Annotated in this window: 11 protein-coding genes; 7 read left to right on the top strand and 4 right to left on the bottom strand. The window is 61.4% G+C overall.

Translation table 11 applies throughout. The annotated features are described in order from the left end of the window. Positions 1-64 precede the first annotated feature (64 nt). The 5 genes from AC1D06_RS03860 (at position 65) to AC1D06_RS03840 (ending at position 7633) form a co-directional block, all read left to right on the top strand. A complete protein-coding gene (locus AC1D06_RS03860) occupies positions 65-868 on the top strand; it encodes a TIM barrel protein (protein WP_477877139.1) in 804 nt (267 codons plus the stop codon). 220 nt (positions 869-1088) lie between these two features. Beyond that, positions 1089-2012 carry a sugar ABC transporter substrate-binding protein gene (locus tag AC1D06_RS03855; RefSeq protein ID WP_477877140.1) on the top strand — a complete coding sequence of 308 codons (924 nt, stop codon included), beginning with the start codon at positions 1089-1091 and terminating at the stop codon, positions 2010-2012. Between the two features lie 91 nt (positions 2013-2103). Further along, positions 2104-3645, top strand: a complete 1542-nt coding sequence (locus AC1D06_RS03850; protein ID WP_477877141.1) for a sugar ABC transporter ATP-binding protein — start codon at positions 2104-2106, stop codon at positions 3643-3645. A 25-nt stretch (positions 3646-3670) separates the two neighbouring features. Further along, complete coding sequence (locus tag AC1D06_RS03845) at positions 3671-4753, top strand: ABC transporter permease (protein WP_477985119.1); 1083 nt, start codon at positions 3671-3673, stop codon at positions 4751-4753. 354 nt (positions 4754-5107) lie between these two features. Then, positions 5108-7633, top strand: coding sequence for a methyl-accepting chemotaxis protein (locus AC1D06_RS03840; RefSeq protein WP_477985117.1), 2526 nt, complete (start codon positions 5108-5110; stop codon positions 7631-7633). 201 nt (positions 7634-7834) lie between these two features. Here the strand turns inward: AC1D06_RS03840 and AC1D06_RS03835 are convergent, their stop codons facing one another. From AC1D06_RS03835 to AC1D06_RS03820, 4 genes are all read right to left on the bottom strand, one after another. Then, complete coding sequence (locus tag AC1D06_RS03835) at positions 7835-8482, bottom strand: pentapeptide repeat-containing protein (RefSeq protein ID WP_477985115.1); 648 nt, start codon at positions 8480-8482, stop codon at positions 7835-7837. 142 nt (positions 8483-8624) lie between these two features. Beyond that, positions 8625-10703, bottom strand: a complete 2079-nt coding sequence (pbpC, locus tag AC1D06_RS03830; RefSeq protein WP_477985113.1) for a penicillin-binding protein 1C — start codon at positions 10701-10703, stop codon at positions 8625-8627. Beyond that, positions 10700-16147, bottom strand: a complete 5448-nt coding sequence (locus AC1D06_RS03825; RefSeq protein WP_477985111.1) for an alpha-2-macroglobulin family protein — start codon at positions 16145-16147, stop codon at positions 10700-10702. Before AC1D06_RS03825 ends, pbpC begins: the two co-directional genes overlap by 4 nt. Positions 16148-16690: 543 nt before the next feature. Beyond that, positions 16691-17170 carry a DUF1851 domain-containing protein gene (locus tag AC1D06_RS03820; protein ID WP_477985109.1) on the bottom strand — a complete coding sequence of 160 codons (480 nt, stop codon included), beginning with the start codon at positions 17168-17170 and terminating at the stop codon, positions 16691-16693. A 151-nt stretch (positions 17171-17321) separates the two neighbouring features. Between AC1D06_RS03820 and AC1D06_RS03815 the strand changes: the two genes are divergently transcribed. Together AC1D06_RS03815 and AC1D06_RS03810 are read left to right on the top strand one after the other, a co-directional pair. Continuing rightward, a complete protein-coding gene (locus AC1D06_RS03815) occupies positions 17322-17780 on the top strand; it encodes a hypothetical protein (RefSeq protein ID WP_477985107.1) in 459 nt (152 codons plus the stop codon). A gap of 374 nt (positions 17781-18154) precedes the next feature. After that, positions 18155-19936 carry an adenylate/guanylate cyclase domain-containing protein gene (locus AC1D06_RS03810; protein WP_477985105.1) on the top strand — a complete coding sequence of 594 codons (1782 nt, stop codon included), beginning with the start codon at positions 18155-18157 and terminating at the stop codon, positions 19934-19936. Positions 19937-20220: the final 284 nt, after the last annotated feature.

Below are 20220 nucleotides of genomic sequence, written 5' to 3'. Positions count from 1 at the left end.
CCTGCTGACTTATGCGCGAAACCGGAGGAACCGGCCGCTGACATAAGCGCCGGAATGAGGCAGAATGAAATACGCATTGAACCATATGACCGCGCCGCGTCTCGGCGTTTCCAAGTTTTTCGAGCTTGCAAAATCGCTCGGCATCAGCGCGGTGGAAATCCGCAACGACCTCGCCGGCAACGCCATTCTCGACGGCACGCCGCCGGCAAAAATCCGCGACCTGGCCGGCGAAGCCCGTCTGGACATCATTTCGATCAATGCCTTGCAGCGCTTCAACGAATGGAATGATGCGCGGGAAAAGGAAGCGGTCGAGCTTGCGGCCTATGCCCGCGATTGCGGTGCCAAGGCGCTGGTCCTGGTGCCCGTCAATGACGGCAGCGGCCGGGCGGAAGGCGAGCGGCAGGGCAATGTGCGGGTATCGCTCAAGGCGCTGAAGCCGATCCTGGCCGATCACGGCTTGACCGGCCTGGTCGAGCCGCTCGGCTTCCAGATCTGTTCGCTGCGCTCCAAGCGGGAGGCGGTCGACGCCATCAATGCCGTCGGCGGCACCGGCATTTTTCGCCTGGTGCATGATACATTCCATCACGTGCTCGCTGGCGAACCGGAAATTTTTGCCGAGCGGACCGGACTGGTGCATATTTCCGGTGTCACCGACACTGCCGTCGGCATCGACGATATGCTGGATGCGCATCGCGTCATGGTCGGGCCGGGCGACCGGATGGACAATGTCAGCCAGATCAGGGCGCTCAGCGCCGCTGGTTACGACGGCTACTTCTCGTTCGAGCCGTTCGCGGCGTCGGTACACGACAATGCCGATCCTGAGAAGATGATCAAAGACAGCATGGACTATATCGACCGGCCGGTCTGAAAGTTCGATGAGCGAGGGCGAAATCCGGTCCGTTCCACAAAAAAGGGAACGGACCGGATTGACAGCCGCAGAAAATGGAATAAACATTCCGAAATATGGAATGACGGATTTTATGTTCCATATTGGATATTGGGAGATATCCGCAAACAGTTGGCCCCGAAGAACGGGGTTCCGGTTCAAGTGAGGTGCCGCCGGACACCGCATGTGGAGGAGAAAGACAATGAAGAAATTCCTGCTCGGAACAGCGATGGCCGCGATCATGGCGGCTTCGGCGCATGCCGGCACGATCGGCGTGTCGATGGCCGATTCCGATACGTTCCTGACGGTGCTGCGCAAGGGTATCGAGAAGGCTGCGGCGGATGCCAACCAGCCGGTGCAGATCGAAATCGCCGACGACGATGTGCAGAAGCAGCTGTCGCAGATCCAGAACTTCATTGCCGCCAAGGTCGATGCGATCATAGTCAATGCGGTCGATACCTCGGCCTCGGCACCGATGACCAAACTCGCCAACGATGCCGGCATCCCGATCGTCTATGTCAATCGCCAGCCGATCGACGTCGATGCGCTCGGTCCCAAGGGTGCGTTCGTCGCTTCCAACGAAGCCGATTCCGGCACGCTGGAAACCAAGGAAGTCTGCCGCCTGCTCAAGGGCAAGGGCGACATCCTGGTCATGGAAGGCGACCTTGCCAACCAGGCCGCCGTACAGCGCACCAAGGACATCCATGACGTGATCGCCACGCCGGACTGCGCTGGCATGAAGATCCTCGACGAGCAGACCGCCGTCTGGGATCCGGTCAAGGCGCAGGACCTGATGACCAACTGGATCGCCGCCGGCCACAAGCCTGCCGCCGTGATCGCCAACAACGACAATATGGCGATCGGCGCGATCAACGCCATGAAGGCTGCCGGCTGGGATATGAAGGATGTCGTCGTCGGCGGCGTCGACGCCACTCAGGAAGCGCTGGCTTACATGAAGAACGGCGATCTCGACGTCACCGTCTTCCAGGATGCGTTCGGCCAGGGTTCCGGCGCGGTCGACGCGGCGATCAAGCTCGCCAAGGGCGAGAAGGTCGAGACGAAGGTCTGGATCCCGTTCCAGCTGGTCACGCCTGACAACATGGCCAAGTTCGTGACCAAGAACTGATCGGCGAGGGTATCCGATTGCCGTGCGTCGCCCTGTCAAGGGGCGGCGCACGGTATGCTCCAAGGATAGTGCCGTTGCAAGGATCATGCCCATGACAGTCAGCCCGTCCACGATGCAGGCCGTGCGCGAAAGCGGTGCGGTGCCCGGCTCCGAATACCTTCTCGAAGTGGAGGATGTGCGCAAGGAATTTCCCGGCGTCGTCGCACTCGACAAGGTCGAGCTCAAGCTCAAGCGCGGCACGGTGCATGCGCTGATGGGCGAAAACGGCGCCGGCAAGTCGACGCTGATGAAGATTCTCGCCGGCATCTACACGCCCGACACCGGCAGCTTCAAGCTGCGCGGCCAGGACATCCGCCTCAAGAGCCCGCTCGATGCGCTGGAAAACGGTATCGCCATGATCCATCAGGAGCTCAACCTGATGAATCCGATGACCGTGGCCGAGAATATCTGGATCCGCCGCGAGCCGAGGAGCCGTTTCGGCCTGATCAATCACGGCGAGATGAACCGTATGACGGAGGCGCTGTTCAAGCGGCTCGATATCGATATCGACCCCGAGATCAAGATCGGCCGGCTGTCGGTCGCCAGCCGGCAGATGGTCGAGATCGCCAAGGCGGTCTCCTACAATTCCGATGTGCTGATCATGGACGAGCCGACCTCGGCGCTGACGGAAAAGGAGGTGAGCCACCTCTTCCGCATCATCCGGTCGCTGAAGGCCGAAGGCAAAGGCATCATCTACATCACCCACAAGATGAACGAGCTGTTCGAGATCGCCGACGAGGTCTCGGTGTTTCGCGATGGACACTATATTGCCACCAAGCCGTCGAGCGAGGTCACCCGTGACGACATCATCCGCATGATGGTCGGCCGCGAAATCACGCAGATGTTCCCCAAGGAGACGGTGCCGATCGGCGATGTGGTGCTTTCGGTCAAGAACCTGACGCTGAAGGGCATCTTCCACGATGTCAGTTTTGATGTCCGCGCCGGCGAGATTCTCGGCTTTGCCGGGCTGGTCGGCTCCGGGCGCTCCAATGTCGCCGAGACGATCTTCGGCGTCACGCCGGCCAATTCCGGCCAGATCTTCATCCGCGGCGAGGAGGTCAAGATGTCGTCGCCGGCGGTGGCGATGCGGCATGGCATGGCCTTCCTGACGGAAGATCGCAAGGAAACAGGCTGCTTCCTGCTGCTCGACATCCAGGAAAATGCCCAGATGGCGGTGCTGCAGAACCGCTATGTCAATTTCGGCTTCGTGCAGCAGGGCAAGCTGTCGCGCGATGCGGCTACCATGGCCAATCGGCTCCGGGTGCGCACGCCCGACATGCATGAGCGCATCCTGAACCTGTCCGGCGGCAACCAGCAGAAAGTGCTGATCAGCCGCTGGCTGATGACCGACCCGAAGATTCTCATCCTCGACGAGCCGACGCGCGGCATCGATGTCGGCGCCAAGGCGGAAATCCACCGGCTGATCTCGCAACTGGCGGGGCAGGGGGTGGCGGTCATCATGATCTCGTCGGAAATGCCTGAGGTCCTCGGCATGAGCGACCGCATCCTGGTGCTGCATGAAGGACGTGTGACGGGTATTCTGGACCGCAAGGATGCGGACCAGGTGAAGATCATGGAACTGGCGTCACACTGATCGGTGACGGTGTGGGGAGACGGTTATGACTGAGAGAACAAACGAATTAGGCAATACTTCCGCCACCGGTCTGAAGAAGGTCCGCAGACTGCCGGCCGAGATTTCGATCCTTGCGGTGCTGATCGGCATCATTCTGGTCTTCGAGGTGCTCGGCTGGTATTTCATCGGCGACAGCTTCATCGCCAATAAGCAGCGCATCTCGATCATCGTGCTGCAGGTGGCGGTCACCGGCATCATCGCCGTGGGCGTCACCCAGGTCATCATCACCGGCGGCGTCGACCTGTCGTCAGGATCGATGGTGGGTTTCATCGCCATGGTGGCCGCCAGCTTTGCGCAGACGGCGATCAATTCGCGCGCCGTCTTCCTGCAGCCGGAATGGTCGAAGTTCGGTTTCAGCTGGTTCATCGATGCGAGCCCGGTCTGGGCGATCGTTGCCGGCCTGCTGCTTGGCTTGCTGCTTGGCTGGTTGAATGGTTTCCTGATCGCCAAGACCGGCATTCCGCCCTTCATCGCCACGCTGGGCATGATGGTGTCGGCACGCGGTCTGGCGCGCTGGTACACGGAAGGCCAGCCGGTGGCGCTGCTCAGCCCGGATTTCGCCTGGTTCGGACAGAGCTTTGAGGTTGCGGGCTTTCCGGTGCCGCGGCCGGTGATCATTTTCTTCCTTGTGGCAATCATCTGCCACATAGCGCTYGCCTATACGCGTTACGGCAAGTTCACCTATGCGATCGGCGCCAATCCGCTGGCGGCCCGCGTCTCGGGTATCGATATCGGCCGACACCTGATCAAGGTCTATGCCGTTGCCGGCCTGCTCTCCGGCCTCGCCGGCGTGATGCTCGCGGCTCGTGCCCAGTCCGGCCAGCCGAATATGGGCATCGGCTTCGAACTGGACGCGATTGCCGGCGCGGTGATCGGCGGCACGTCGCTGGCGGGTGGCGTCGGACGGATCACGGGCACGGTGATCGGCACGATCATTCTCGGCGTGGTGACGTCGGGCTTCACCTTCCTCAGGGTGGGTGCGTATTACCAGGAAATCGTCAAGGGCGCGATCATCGTCGCGGCGGTGGCGATCGACGTCTACAGGCAGAAGCGCAAAGGCAGGGCGTAGCCGCGCCCTCCCTGTTCTCCCCCGCGGGGAGAAGTTGTCCTAAGGACAGATGAGGGCTTCGCGCGTGGGGCGCCCCCCTCATCCGGCCTCTATGGGCCAACTTCTCCCCGATGGGAGAAGAGGGAGCAAGCATCTGCGAGCCTTGCCTCGTTGGGAGATGCGCGCCTTCGATCAACGCAGCAGGGCCGATGGGGTGTCAACACTGCGGAACGCCGATGGCCGGAAGCGCCGAAAGCACACCGATGCGACACGACTGTCGCGTCCAACCTCTCTCAAATGCGATTCCACCAAAATTCGAACAGTGTGACGACACCCGCATCCGATGCGATGCGACAGCGATCAAGGAGTTGCTCCGTGAGAATCGATGACCTTCTTTCGCGCTTCAAGATACAGACGAAGGTATCGATCTTCGTCGTGCCGTTCATCTTGTGTATCTGCGCAGTCGGCGTCATCGGCTTTGCGACGTCACGCACCCTGAGCAACAGACTTGTGCTGTCGAGCGAGATCATGCGCTCCCTTGGCGGTTTCCGCGACGTCTCGGCGGCGATGAACCAGTTTCTCGAACATTCGTCCACGAATGCGCGCGACGCCGTTCTCGCTCAATTGGCCAATCAGAAGACCATACTTGAGACGGTCCGCGCCTCGCTGGCAGGAAAGGCGGCCGGCGCTTCGGACCTGACGGCGGCCATCGAGGGCGTCGGTCACACGGACGCTCAGATCGAAACGCTCTGGAAGCTTTTCGAGGACGAAAGCGCTGTGCAGGCTGAGATCAAGAGCGACATGGACGCTTTGACCAAGCTGCAGGCGGGACTCAAGACCAATAGCGCCAAGCTTCAGTTCCTGATGAAGAAGGACACGGACGCGGCCGACAAGATCTTTCTCGCCGCCAGCAAAATAGACAATGTCATCCAGGCAATCGCCGGTGGCTTCGACAAATTCGATGCGGCAAAATCCGTTGGCGACAAGCAGGCCGCGGTCAAGGCACTGATTGCCGGCTTCAGCTGGCAACGCGGCCTGCTGGAGAGCAATCTGCCGGTGGCGTTCAAGCTGCTTCCGAATGAATTCGACCAATCCTTCAAGGCGTTGCAGGCGGCAGTCGACGTGACCTCCGTCCTGCCGAATGACACGCTGACCGAGAGCGCGGTTGCCGCGAAAAAGACATTGGCCAGGCTGATTGACGCCTATGGCGAAAAAATGCGCGAGGCGGCGGCACAGCTGACCAAAGCGAAGACCGCGGCGATCCCGGTCGATCGCGCCACGCTCGCCGCCAAGCAGATCGTAGAGGATGTCTTCAACGTCAAGATCCAGTTTGCAAGTTTTCTGCTCGAGGCAAGCAAGAGCAACCAGGCTGCGGTGTCCGACAGGCTGCAGTTCATGAAGAAGAGCATTGGCGGGCTGCTGACGAATTCCGGCAGCATTGCAGAGTTCAAGGATTTGGGAACGCAGCTTGGCAAAGTGGCGGACAGCCTGCTGTCCCACAGCCAGGCTCTGGTTGATATCAGCGAGAAGCGCAGCACCGAATTTGCCGTTGGCTCCGCTGAAATCGGCGCGGTCTGGCAACATCTCACCCAGTTCGCCCAGTCGCAGATGCAAAGCGCCGGAGCGGAGCGCGACAGCGCCAATTCTATCTCGATCGGCACGACGCTGGCCGGAATCTTGATCGCCATCTTTGCCGGCATCGGATTGGTCATGACCTTCAAGGGGCCGATCGGGCAGATCACGTCGGCCATGCGCAAGCTCTCGGAAGGAAAGCTCGACACAGCGATCAATGGGCAAGCGCGCGTCGACGAAATCGGCGAAATGGCGCGCGCGCTCGGCGTTTTCAAGCAGAATGCGGTCGCCAAGATCGAGATCGAACGCCAGAGCGAAGCCGAGCGCGCCACTGCGGAAGCCGAGCGCCTGCGCAATGACCAGGAAAAGCTCGATATCGACGGCCAGATCGACTTTGCCGTCAATGCGCTTGCCGCAGGCCTCGGCCGGTTGTCGCAGGGTGATATTTCGCAGACGATCGAGACGCCTTTCTTCGGCCGTCTCGAACAGCTGCGCAGTGATTTCAACACGTCGCTGCTACGGTTGCAGACGACGATGGCGAATGTCCGCGACAATATCTTCCTGATCCAGCGCAATGCCGGCGAGATGAGTGCGGCGGTCGACGAACTGTCCAAGCGCACCGAACAGCAGGCCGCCTCTCTCGAACAAACCGCGGCAGCGGTCGAGGAGATTACCGTGACGGTCAAATCCTCTTCCGAGCGGGCGCAGGAGGCCAATCAGATCGTCTCCGAGACCAAGCAGTCCGCGGATGCGTCCTCGGTGGTCGTCGCAAATGCGATCGATGCCATGGGCCGGATCGAGGGAGCCTCGAACCAGATCGTCCAGATCATCAGCGTGATCGATGAAATCGCCTTTCAAACCAACCTGCTGGCCCTGAATGCCGGCATTGAAGCGGCACGCGCCGGAGAGGCCGGCAAGGGCTTTGCGGTCGTGGCGCAGGAAGTGCGCGAGCTCGCGCAGCGGTCGGCACAGGCGGCGCAGGAAATCAAGGGCCTGATTGAAACGTCGAGTAATGAAGTGTCAGCAGGATCGCAGTTGGTGCAGGAGACCGGCAGGGTCCTGACGGAGATTTCGGAAAAAATCGTCACCGTCTCCGAACGGGTGGAGATGATCGCCGTGGCGAGCCGTGACCAAGCGCTTGCATTGGGTGAAGTCAATGCGTCCGTCAATTCGATGGATCATATGACGCAACAGAATGCGGCCATGGTGGAGGAGACCAATGCCGCCACCCAGCATCTCGCCACGGAGGCTGATAATCTCATGGCGCTGATTGGGCAGTTCAGGATTGGCGATGCGGCGAAGGGTGAGGCGGGGCAGTTGGTGGCTTAGCGGCTGTCGCTGCGATTGCTTGGGGCTTCGGCATTTTACCGTGTGGCACCCCCCTCTGGGCGGTCGAGCCACTTTAATGTTACATATTCCACGATTGTTCTGCGAGTTGGCCGAAATCGCAGCTTCGGGCCGACTGGGCCAACTTGCTGGAAGGCAGACTGCGCTGCGCTCATTTACAGCCTTCCAGCGCGTTGTGGTCCATCATCTCGCCTCTTCGGCGTCGGCCAGACGTTTCATGTCGGCGAGTGCCTCGGCATTTTCGCTGTAAAAATCTGGAACGCGATCGATTGTCGGATCGCTGGCCAGATAGATCAGGATCGCCGCAGTCGCCGTACCGACGCTCTCTTCGAGTTTCAGTCCCGCATCTCCGGCGGATGTCACGACCCAGCCGGCACGGCTGTGCGTTGTCTCCGAAGTATGCCAGTATTCCATATCAAGTGCGCCGGGTCGCGATGCCGCAGCGTAGACAGTCCGGTGGATATTGTCGATTTTCGGCGCAGCCGGCAGGATGGCGCCCCTGAGATCGGCGCCCGTCAGCGTGGCGCCTGCCATATCGGCGTCCCTGAGATCAACCTCCCGAAGGTCGGCGCCGGTCAGATCGGTGCCTGTCAGCGCAGCGCCCCGCAAGTCCGCTTTCCGCAAATCGACGTCGCTGAGGTCGGCTCCTCGCAAAAGTGCGTCCTGAAGGTTGATCCCTTTGAGCTCCGCCCCCGTCAGATCTGCATTGGCTTCCAGCGCCTGGCCCAGGGCCTCGCGGAGCTTGACGCCATAGTCCGCGTCGGCGGCGCATTCAATTTCCACTGCAATTGGTTTCTTATGTGTCCTTCGAAAGCGGATCTCAAACTGCATACATAGTTCCTCTGCAAACGATGAGTAGTCGGGTTGAAATAGGCAGAGCTGCGTATTCCCAGAGCAATTCCAGGAGAAGTGGATACCGGTTCTCCGTCCGGAAATGGGGTAGACCCAACAGTCGTGTCGCCACCGTGCATGCCTACTTCAAAAACACATGCACCGTCGCCGCCCGCCCGACGGCATCAATCACCGTCAGCGTCGAATACCCCGCCCCGTCCGGCTGCCATTGATAGGTCCGGTTGCGGGTCGGATCATCCAGCGTCCTGCCGTTCGCCAGCCAGCGGAACGGCGGCCTGCCGCCCTGCAGTTTCAATGACAGCGGCATGGCGTCGGCTGTCGCGAGGTCGAGCTCGATCTGCGCATCCTCGGGCGGATAGACGATCTGCGGTGCAGGTTCGCGTGCGCTGATCGTCACGAGGCCATTGGCATTGCGGGCGAAGCGTTTGAGGGTGACCGGCAGCTCCGACTCCGAGAGCCTGAACGCACCGGCCGGTGCTTCGTGCAGCGGCGTATAGGCCACGCCCGATTTGGCAAAGGCGTCGAACAGGATGGGCGCGGCCGAGACGAAGCCGGAAAGGCCGGGGATCGCGGCATTGTCGGCGCGGCCGACCCAGACGCCGAGCACGTAGCGGCCATCGAAGCCGACCGTCCAGGCGTCGCGAAAGCCATAGCTGGTGCCGGTCTTGTAGGCGATGCCGCGATTGATGGCGCCGAGCGGCGGGCGCATGCCGGAGAGGATATCGGTCACCTGCCAGTCGGCGACCGCATCGAGGATCGGCTCGCCGTCGATCTGGCTCGGCTGCTCGTGGATGCCGTCGCCGATATTGACCGGATGGCCGCGATTGGCCAGCCCGCAATAGAGTTGCACAAGATCATGCAGCGTGATGCCGACGCCGCCGAGCGCGATCGCCAGGCCCGGCGTGTCGTCGGTCGGCAGCACCGGCTTGACGTTGGCGCGGCGGAAGCGGACGAGCAGTTTCGTCGTACCCACCGCATCGAGCACGCGCACCGCCGGTACGTTGAGGCTCATCTGCAGCGCCTGGCGGATGGTGACGTCGCCCTGGTAGGATGTGTCGAAATTCTTCGGCCGATAGCCGGAGAAATCGGCCGGACGGTCTTCGATGATCGTCTGCTGGGCGATCATGCCGTCTTCGAAGGCGAGCCCATAGATGAACGGTTTCAGCGTCGAGCCGGGCGAGCGCAGGATGCGCGTCTGGTCGATCCAGCCGAAGCGGCTGGCGTCGAAATAATTGGCCGAGCCGATCTCAGCGACGATGGCGCCGGTGCGGGCATCGGCCATGACCATGGCGACCGAGACTTTCGGGCCAAGCCGCGACGCGGCATCGCGGGCCACGTCTTCCAGCGCCCGCTGGATATTGCGCTTCAGCGTCGTCTTGAAGACCTGCTGCTTCGGCTGCTTGCGCAGGGCTGCCTCGGCGATATGGGCGGCGAAGGCCGGCATCAGGCGCCGGCGCGGAATGGCGGTGAAACGGGCGCGGCCGGCTTCGCTGTCGCCGATGACGGTCTCGACCGACAGCCGCTCCAGCACGCGTTCGCGGGCGGCGCGGGCATTGTCGTAGAAGCGGTCCGGGCGGCGGCGTTCGGGCGATTGCGGCAGCGCGACGAGCAGGGCGGCCTCGCCGACGGTCAGCCGTTTCGGCTCGCGGCCGAAATAGGCGAGGCTCGCCGAGCGGATGCCTTCGACATTGCCGCCATAGGGGGCGAGATTGAGATAGAGATCGAGGATCTCAGCCTTGGTCAGCCGCCGTTCGATCTGCACGGCGCGGGCCATCTGCAAGAGCTTGGCGCCCAGGGAGCGTTCCGGCCGCGGCTCGATCAGGCGCGCCACCTGCATGGACAGCGTCGAAGCGCCGGAGACGACATGGCCATGGGTGAAGACCTGGAGGAAGGCGCGGCTCATGGCGACGAGATCGATGCCGTCATGATCGTAGAAGCGCTGATCCTCGTAGGCGACCAGCATTTTGAGATAGCGCGGATCGACGTCGGACGCCTTGACCTTCAGGCGCCATTTGCCGTCCTTGGTGGTGAAGGCGCGCAGCAGCTGGCCATCGGCATCCAGCACTTCGCGTGAACGCTCCGACGCCGCGGTGAGCGGCGGCGGAAAGGCCCGGTCGGCGGCATGCAGACCCCAGGTGATCCCGGCGGCCAATGCCGCCTGGACCACCGAGAAAGCCAGCAATCTGTGCCCGAGCTTCATTGCTTGTCGACTTCCATCTTGCCGGCTGCGGTACGGGCCGAGAATTGCGGCCGGTACATGTCTTCGACCTGTGCGGCCGGATGGTCATAGACGCCCGGGTTCACCGCACGGACGACATAGGCGAGCGTGATCTCGGAATTGTCGCCCGGATTGTGGTCGACCGCCGCCAGGAACCGGTCGTAGCGGAATTCGAGATGGGCAGCCTGGGTCTGCGGCAGCCAGTCGAAATTCGTCAGGTCGGCGCTGTTGACCAGGCTCGGATTGTCGATCTCGAAGCCGGCCGGCAGGAGGTCGGTGACCATCAGGCGCGACGACCAGTCGTTGTTGACGTTGACCTTGAGGACGACGACGTAACGCTCGTTCTGCTTGATGTCGCTGATATTGGCTTCCTCGCCGTCCATCGTATAGTAAGCGCGCGAGATGTCGAAGCCGTTACCGCCGGCATTCAGCGGCTCCTTGGGCGAAGCAACCGTCGTCACCACTGCCGTGACCGGATCATTGGCAGTGTTGACGATGTTGATCGGATGGGTCAGCAGCGCATCGCCCGTCAGCCGGGTTTCATAGCCGCCCTTCTTCACCTGATCGTTGACCTCGACGCGGATATCCTGGTCGGCATCCTTGAGCGCGCGGGCTGCGAGCGTCAGCCAGGCCTGTTCCTGGGTGCTGGTCCAGGTCGACTTCTCCCATTCCTTGCCGACGACGTTGGTCATGTCAGGCACGATCTGCGACATCGGACGGCTTTCGGCCGCCAGAGCCAGGATCGCCGCATCGTCGCGCAGGTTCGAACCATAGTTGGAACGAGCCCAGTTGACCTCGGTCAGCAGACCCTGCTGATGCGCGGCCTCGGCGAAGATGCGCTCGGAACGTTCGTGGTCGCCGTAGAGCGCCAGGGCCGCGCCGATATAGGCCTTGGACAGTTCGGTGGGGAACTGGCCGATCATCGTGTCGGCATAGTAACGCAGGTCGCTGATCGCGGCCTTGCGGTTGCGGGCCAGCACATAGAGCGCATAGGCCATCTCTTCGCCGCGGCCGGCGACATTGTTGTCATAGCCGAGCTGGTTTTCGAGATTGTTGAGCGCCGAGACCAAAGCCTGTTCCGGCACGTCATATTTCTGCTCGCGGGCGCGGGTCAGGAAGTCGGTGACATAGTCATCGAGCCAGAAGTCGCCGGAGCCCGGACCCCAGAGGCCGAAGCTGCCCGTCGAGGCCTGGTAGGACAGCACGCGATAGATGGCCTCCTGCACGCGCTTCTTGACTTCGCCGTCATCCGGCAGGCCGGCCTTGGCGTTGAGCTCGCTGAGATAGAGCAGCGGCATCGCGCGGCTGGTGGTCTGCTCGGCGCAGCCATAGGGGTAGCGGTCGAGCGACATCAAGAGGCCGGGTATGTCGAAGGCCGGCGACCGCGTCAGGTTGACGCTGATCGAGGCGCCCTGCATGATCGAATTGGCCAGCAGCTGGCTGTCGACGAGCAGAGTGCGACCCGGATCGATGCGCACCAGGCGCCGCTCGGTCATCGGTAGCGTCGAGGGCCGGACGAGGACATCGACATTCTGCGTGATGTTGAAGCCGCCCTCCCTGGCAAGCGTCAAGGTCAGTGCGCCCTGGCCGGGCAGGCCACCCTTGACCGGCACGATCAGCGCCGTCTTGCCGCCGGCAGTCAGCGTCACCTTGCGGGTCTGCGCCTTGCTGTCGATCGAGATCGTCGGATCCGGCGAGATGGTCAGTGTATAGTCGCCTGCCGGCGCATCGGTGTCGGCAACGTCGAGGCGCAATTCCGCCTGATCCCCGGGTGCGAGGAATTTCGGCATCGAGGCGGTGATCACCACGGGGTCGCGGATGATCACGTCGCGGGTCGCATGGCCGAGGCCGGCCTTGGTCCAGGCCACCGCCATCAGGCGGGCCGTGCCGTTGAACTGCGGGATGTCGAACTTGACATGCGCCATGCCTTGCGCGTCCAGCTTCACCGGACCGGAGAAGAAGGCGATCAGCTTCTGGGTGGGCGGGTTGGCGCCGAGCGGCCTTTCCGTACCGTCACCGCCGTTGCGCAGCGCACCCATCGTGCCGAGCGACCCATCGATCAGGCGACCATAGATGTCGCGGATTTCGAGGCCGAGCCGGCGCTGGCCGAAATACCAGTCTTCCGGCGCCGGCGGTTCGTAATTGGTGAGGTTGAGGATGCCGACATCGACGGCGGCGACCGTGACATAGGCGTCTTCATTGGCGCCGGCGCCCTTGACGGCGACGGCGATATCGAGCGGCTGGCGCGGCAGCATCTTGTCAGGCGCGGTCAGCGACACATCGAGATGGTTTTCGCCCGGATCGACCGTCAGCCATTTGACGCCGATGGCGCGCATCGGCATGCGGCTTGCCTGTGCATCACCGGGGCGGAAGAGCGTCGCGGTGACATAGGCGCCGGCGCCGAAATCCTTGGTGACGGGGATTTCGATATCGGTGCCGTCCTTCGAAACCGAGGCGTTGATCGTCTCGATAACGCTTTCGGTGCCGACATTGATCAGCGCTTCGCCGGCAAAGCGCGGCGAGATATGCAGCTTGGCGACATCGCCGACCTTGTAGCTGTCGCGGTCGAGCGCGATTTCAAGGCCATCCGGCGTATCGGTCGAGGCCTGCGGCACATACCAGCCGGCGTCGAATTCGACGCTCGACGTCGCGCCGTCACTGCTGGCGGTCTCGATTTCCAGGCGATAGCGGCCCCAGGTGACCGGCGCCTGCACACGGGCGCCGTCGGTGGTCACGTCGATATTGCCGCTGGCGACTTGTCTCGGCGTGTCGACCGGTTCATAGCGCCAGGAGGTGCCATCGCGATACCATTGGTAGTCGCGGTCGATGGCCATCAGACGCCAGGTCAGGCCGGTCATGGCGGTCTTCTTGGCGTCGCGGTCGAGCGCGATGACATGGAAGGCGGCCAGCGAATTCTCGCCGACATAACCGTCGAATTCCGGCTTGATGCCGATCACTTCATTGCCGGTCCTGACCGGCAGCGTGACGTGGCGTTCGACGGCGCGGCCACCGGCTTCCTTCATGCGGACGACGATATTGGCCTGCAGCAGCTGGGTGGTCGAGGGCAGGCTCGGCAGATTGATGTCGAGCGTGGCCTTGCCCTGGTCGTCGAGCGACGGCAGGTTATCGAGCGGCGTGCGAGTGTCGTCGCCGGCCTGCTCGTCGGCGAGGCCGAAGAGATAGCCCGGATAGGCATCGCTGGTATGGGTCGGCTTGACGCCGATATCGCCTTCGAGGTCAAGACCGGCAGCGGGCGCGCCATAAAGGAAACGGCCGTCGATGTCGACCTTGGCGGCCAGGCCGGGCTCGATGGCCTTATCCTTGGCCGTCATGGTGAATTCGATGCGGTCGGGGGTGAAATCTTCGACGAGGAAGGTCTCTTCGCTCAGCGCCGCCTGGTTGACGTCGGTATAGGCGCGGACCGTCCAGGTGCCGCGCATGGCGGTGTTGAGCAGCGGCAGGTCGAGATTATAGCCGCCGGCATGGCTGTCATTGACGACCATGCGGCGATCTTCGACGCCGTCGGGGCGGGTGAAGATGAACGTCAGCGGCAGCTTGTCGATCGCTTGCGCGGCGATGTCGCGGGCAAGGGCCGAGACATGCACGGTTTCGCCGGCGCGGTAGATGCCGCGCTCGGTCCAGCTCAGCACGTCGACGGCGCCGGGGGCGGCACGGCCGGTGACGCCGCGGTCGGAAAGATCGAAGCCGGCGCGGGTCAGGTCGAGGAAGACATAGTCCTTGTCGCCACTCCTGGCGGTCAGCATGGCCGGTGTCATGCCGGCTTTGCCGCGCATCAGGCCGGCGGAGATCACGGCGCGGCCGTTCTGGTCCGATGTCGCGGTGCCGAGCACTTCATTGTTGCGGGCCAGCAGCGTCAGCGTCACGCCGGGCAGCGGCTTGGCGGAGGCGAGCGAACGGGTGAAGACGTTGAGGCCATCGGTGCCGGCATAGGTGGAAATGCCGATATCGGAGACGACGAACCATTGCGTCGACTTGCCGTCCCAATTGTCGGAACTGTCCTTGTCGCCGGCGACGGCGGTCAGGACATAGATGCCGGGTTCGCGCTTCGGCAGCGCCGTGTCGACCGGGAAGGAGGTGATGACTTCCTTGTTGAGTTCCGACTTGATGTCGATCGTGCCCTGCCAGATCAGCTGACCCTGGTCGTTTTCGACTGTCTGCGCCCGATAACCGTCGAGCTGGGAGAGGAATTGCGAATTGGTCAGGATCGAGGTGATGTTGCGGTCGCCGATGCGATAGAGTTTCAGCAGGGCGCTTGGCGTGTTGATCGAGACGATCGGAATGCCATGGCGGGCCGTGCCCGGCAGGACGAAATTGTCGCCGGTGAAGCGCACGGAGGCGTCGCGATCCTTGACATAGACGTCGAGGTCGACCTGGTTCTGCAGGGGCTCGTCGACCGAGGACGGCAGGCCGGCGCGCAGCGCGATCTTGTAGCGGTCGCCGTGGACGAGGCCTTCGACGCAGAGCTGGCTGCCCTTGTTGGAAATCGCCTTGGGGGCGGCGCCGTCGACGGTGACATAGGACGAATAATCGGTGCCGCTCTTCACCAGCGCTTCGGAGAATTGCACGCAGGCGCGCGGATTGGCATTGTCATTGTCGATGGTGTTGCCGGTGACGCGGAAACCCTGGCGGGCGCGCAGGTCCTCATAGGCGGTCTCGACCGCCGGGCTCTGCACCAGCTTCAGGCTGGCCTTGTAGGCGGTCAGCGCCGGGCGGTAATTCTCCATATTCGCCAGCGCCTTGGCGAGGCTGGAGAGTGCTGCGGCACGCAGGCCCTTGCTGCGGCTCACCTGATAGGCGTTGATCGCCGCCTGCAGGCCGGCATTGTTGACGTCGCTGTTGGCGGTGATGCGGTTGGCCGCATCGGCCATCTCGGTCCAGAGCTGGGAATCGTCGGGCGAGATCACCAGCGCGCTCTTGAACGTGGCGAGCGCATGGTCGATCGTGCCGGAGGTCACGTCCTTGCGGGCGATGAACAGCAGCGACTGCAGGCCCATATCGGCCTGGCCGTCAGCGGTCGCGAGATTGGCGCGCATCTGTTTGGCGTCGTTGGTCTGCTGTTCGGTGAGGAATTTCAGCGGCGGTGCGGCGCCGATATCGGGCTCGGCTATGGTGTCGACCACCTTGCCGGCGATCGCGCCGACGAAGGGGTTCATCTTGTTGAAATCCGACTTCAGGAAGCACCACTTGGCTTTCACATTATAGGTGAAGGCCTTGCACTGGTCGTCGCCCATGCAGGTGGTTTTGCATTGGTCGAGCGTCAGGTTCTGCACGGTGCGCAGGTCGAAACCGAAATAATCCGCATCCTTGACGGTCACCACGCTGTGGTTGGCGCCGGCGGCGTGGGCGGCGAAGGGCTGAAGTAGCAAAGTACCGAGAATGAGGGCGGATCGGATGAACGTGCGCATGGACGTAAGTGCTCCCGATTGTGGCGCTGGGCCGATGATCCAATGTTTCAGTGCGGGCGGAGGCAAGTCAAGATCGAAGTGCTGATCGAATGCCTCCCGCCAATGAATTGTCTTGCGAAATGAAGGATTTGTGTCTGGTGAAGGGAAGCGCAAAAGGCCTCGGCGCAGCAGGTGCACGCGTAAAATCACCATGTCGGTCGTTGAGCCGCAACATTTGCCTCCCTCGGGTAAAGTCGCACGCGCGACCGCTTTTGGCGCGGTCTGCCGGCATGGTGGAAGACGCATCGCCGAGGGAGTTTATTCGGCCCTGATCACGATTATTTTATGATGACGTGAGGGCACGAGGCTGCGGATCACGAATGATTGAAGCTGATGGGCACTCCTCTGCCATGACGTGCAGGATGCCTTGCCAAGCCGCTGAACTGGGTTGGCCTTCTATGCGGCGAAGTTGGGGGCAAATGGCGAGAAGCTTTTGTATGAGTGAGATGATGTCGCTGAGGGTTTGATCGGCCCGCGAAATTCAAGACTTGGGCAAACGTGGCCTTATCGATCGCCTATCGAAAAGCTCCCCATAGGTGTGCCATCCGGCAGGTCCTTGATCTGCTGCCATATTTGTCCAAGGACACTGTAGTGAACGGACAAATCCGTTGGTTCCAGGTTCTCGACGGCATATTCACCGCCCAGGAATGGCGGAATGCGGTAGCTGTAGCACTCGTCTTCACCCAGAGTCATGCCGGCAGCGACGCAGCCATCGACAAGCGATGTTGCAAGCCAAATCGAGGCGTTGTCGCCCTGCTTGAGCCGAGCGGCAAAGTCGTTTTGATTGTCGGCGATCCGCGTCAGGCTGCCGGCTCCGAGATCGAGGAAATGGACGCTCCCGTCTTCGAAGACAGCGATGATGTCGCCGACTTTGTTGACGAGCCAGACCGTGAACCTGGGCGGAAAGACCGCAAGCCAATCGGCGAGCAATTCCTTCCAGTTTTTGCCATTTTGGTCGATCAAATAGTCGGTGACTTGGCTCATTTTGGAGTCCGATTTCGACGTCGTGCCGCAGATGATGCTCATCGGACACGTAAAGCGCAAGACAGGCTGGTTGTTGGAGAGTCAGGAATTCCGCGACAAGCCGAGCCAATGCGAAAGCTCATCTTAAAGCAGTGACCACAGGGAGAGCACAATGAACAAAGCATGCTGCTACATTGCGTTTCTGGCGCTTCTGAACGTCTATCCAGCCTCTGCCGCCGAATATGTCTATCCGGTCGTCGAGCCCGGTGCCGCGTCTGCGGGGATATCCAAACTCTTGGCCGATGCCAGGCCTGATGAGGCGTCTGCGGCCCTCGAGAAAGATTTACGCTCAACGACGTCAACAAAGTCCAATTCCGACCAATTGACGACCGCCTTCAAACTCCTCACCAAAAACGGCAAAGCCGACGTCGAGGATGAAGTATTGAATACGAAATACGGCAACTCTATCAATATTATCATCGACTATGTGCATTTTCCGCACCCGGATCTTCCGCTCAATCAATTCCTATTTCTAAGATATATATTCATGAGGAACGGAAGCGGGTGGATCATGACAAACTTTGACTTCAAGACGTCTCCGATATTTCCACCGCCTGGTTGGAGAGGCTGACCAGCGGCCGGGTGATGCAAAATCAGGAATTCGCCCTGTTGCTTTGTAGGGATGATCCATAACCGCAACTGCATTGTGAGATTTTTGGTGGGGTATGGTGCTTGGATTGGGGGCGGGCTTTGCCGGGCGCCATTTGATCGGTCGCCGTTATTGGGGCTTAATGGCATAGATGACGATCTCTCCGCCGCCCGGGGGAAACGAAACCTGAAATCGAATCCTGCATGCAAACCATGTCAAGTTTTCAAATAGAAGCTGACCCAATCCTGTCGAGCACACATTCCCAACCAAGGCCGAGGCGATTTTGCCAACTTGCATCTTTTCTTTGACCTGGCCTCCCCGTATCTTGCCGGTCTCCAGATGGGGCAGTGTGCCGCATGAGTGAAATCCGGAAGCTGGCAGCAATCTTGGTCACCGATGTCGTCGGATACAGCCGGCTGGCGAGGATAGACGAAGACGATATCCTGTCGCAGCTACGAGTGCTGCGCGGCGATCTTATCGAGCCCACCGTGGCCATGCACCATGGTCGTGTGGTCAAGAGCACCGGCGACGGCAGTCTTGTCGAGTTCGGCAGTGTCGTAAATGCCGTGCAGTGCGCCATCAAAATCCAAACGGAGATGCTGGAGCGCAATTCCGGCCGGTCCAGCGACCGCCGCGTAGAGTTGCGGATCGGCATTCACCTGGGTGACGTCGTACAAGAGAGCGACGGTGATCTGATGGGTGACGGGGTGAATGTGGCCGCGCGCCTTGAAGGTGTTTGCGAGCCCGGCTGCATATGTTTGTCCGAGCAGGCCTACTGGCAAGTCAGGGCACGGCTCGAAGTCGCGGTTATCGACCGCGGCGCAGTGCAACTCAAGAACATCCCTGATCCAGTCCATGTCTATTCGCTGCAGATTGGCGATCCCAATGTCAGGGGCGCGGCGCAAATGTCTCCCAGGAATGTCTCGGTATCCACGGTGGCTTCCGAACCGGTCGTTGCCGTTCTCCCTTTCACAGTCGCTGGTGACAGTGACCCTGTGCTGGTGGATGGCATTATCGAAGAGATTACCGATGGTCTAGCCCGTTTCAAGACTGTGACCATCATCGCTCGTGCATCGGCCTTTGCCTTTCCTGCGACCAACCGGCCCTCGCCGCAGGTCGTCAGCGAAAAACTTGGCGCTGATCATCTCGTCGAAGGGACATTTCGCCGAACGACAGCCGGCTTCCGTATCTCCGTGACGCTGACGCATGCTCCGAGCAGCCGGCAGATCTGGGGCGAGAGTTTTGATTGCGCCGAGGCCGATCTTCTGGGCATCGACTTGATCATCGCCAGACGCATTATCAGTCGTCTCGTCGCCAATATCGAAGAATCCGTACTTCGCCGTAGCGCAACGAAACCGGCTGCAAGCCTGCACGCTTTCGAATATCTCACGCGGGGAATTGTCTATCTGAGAGGTTATGGGCAGGACGTTAACGAGAAGGCGAGAGACTATTTCCTGCGCGCAATCGCGATCGATTCAAGTTATGGGTTGGCTTACGCCTATCTCGCACTGAGCGACCTGATAATCGCCGAATATGGCTCTGCTCCAAGACCTGTCCTGGAGGCGTGCCGCAATAATGCGCTTCAGGCTCTCACCTTCGCGCCCGAAGAGGCGCGCTGCCACCGCATTATGGCGCTGGTGCGGTTATATCTTCGCGAACATGCTGCCGCGGAGGGGCACCTGCAACGTGCACTGGACCTCAACCCCTACGATGCCGACACGCTTGCCCAAATGGGTTATCTTCGCACGATGCGGGGTTACGCGCTCGACGGGCTTAGATGGCTTAATCGCGCGGCAGCCCTTAATCCGTTTCATCCGCCATGGTATCATTTCGATCGGTCGATGGCGCTCTACGTGCTTGGCCGCTATGCCGAGGCGGTCGAGGCGATCGAAGGACTACCCCTCCACCACCGCGCGCCAGAAATCCTCCGCGCGGCCGCTCACGCGATGAGTGGCAACGAGGCCGCCGCCGCCCGCTACATCACCATAGCCGTGGATATGAAACCCGACCTTGGCGTCGAGACCGACATTGAGCGGGGCACCGAGTTCGAACGCGAGAGTGACCTCGCGCATTTGCTGGAGGGGGTGCGGCTTGCAATGGCGGCCTGTCGGCCTTCGTCTCACGCTTCGACACGTTGAGCCCCTCCCGCGCTGACATGCAAAGGAAGCGACTGAAACCTGACATCGATTCCTATGAGGAAGATATTCCAGGTTTTCAGCCGAAAGTGTGATGATGCTTTCGACGGGGTCGATGCTCCCGCCCTCCCTGATGTCATTGAAACCGTAACGCGCCGACGTGCTCGCCGACCGCACGCGGCCTTCTCCGCACCGAACCGAAAGTCAGAAACGGCGCAAAGAGTGCGATTGAGCGCGGTGTGGTGGCAACAGACGATAACCATTGCCACCACGTTTCCACAGTTCCT

Source organism: Rhizobium sp. P2_G2, assembly GCF_056403555.1.
Note: the sequence above shows the minus strand (reverse complement) of the source record. Positions and strands in the feature narration are given on the sequence as shown.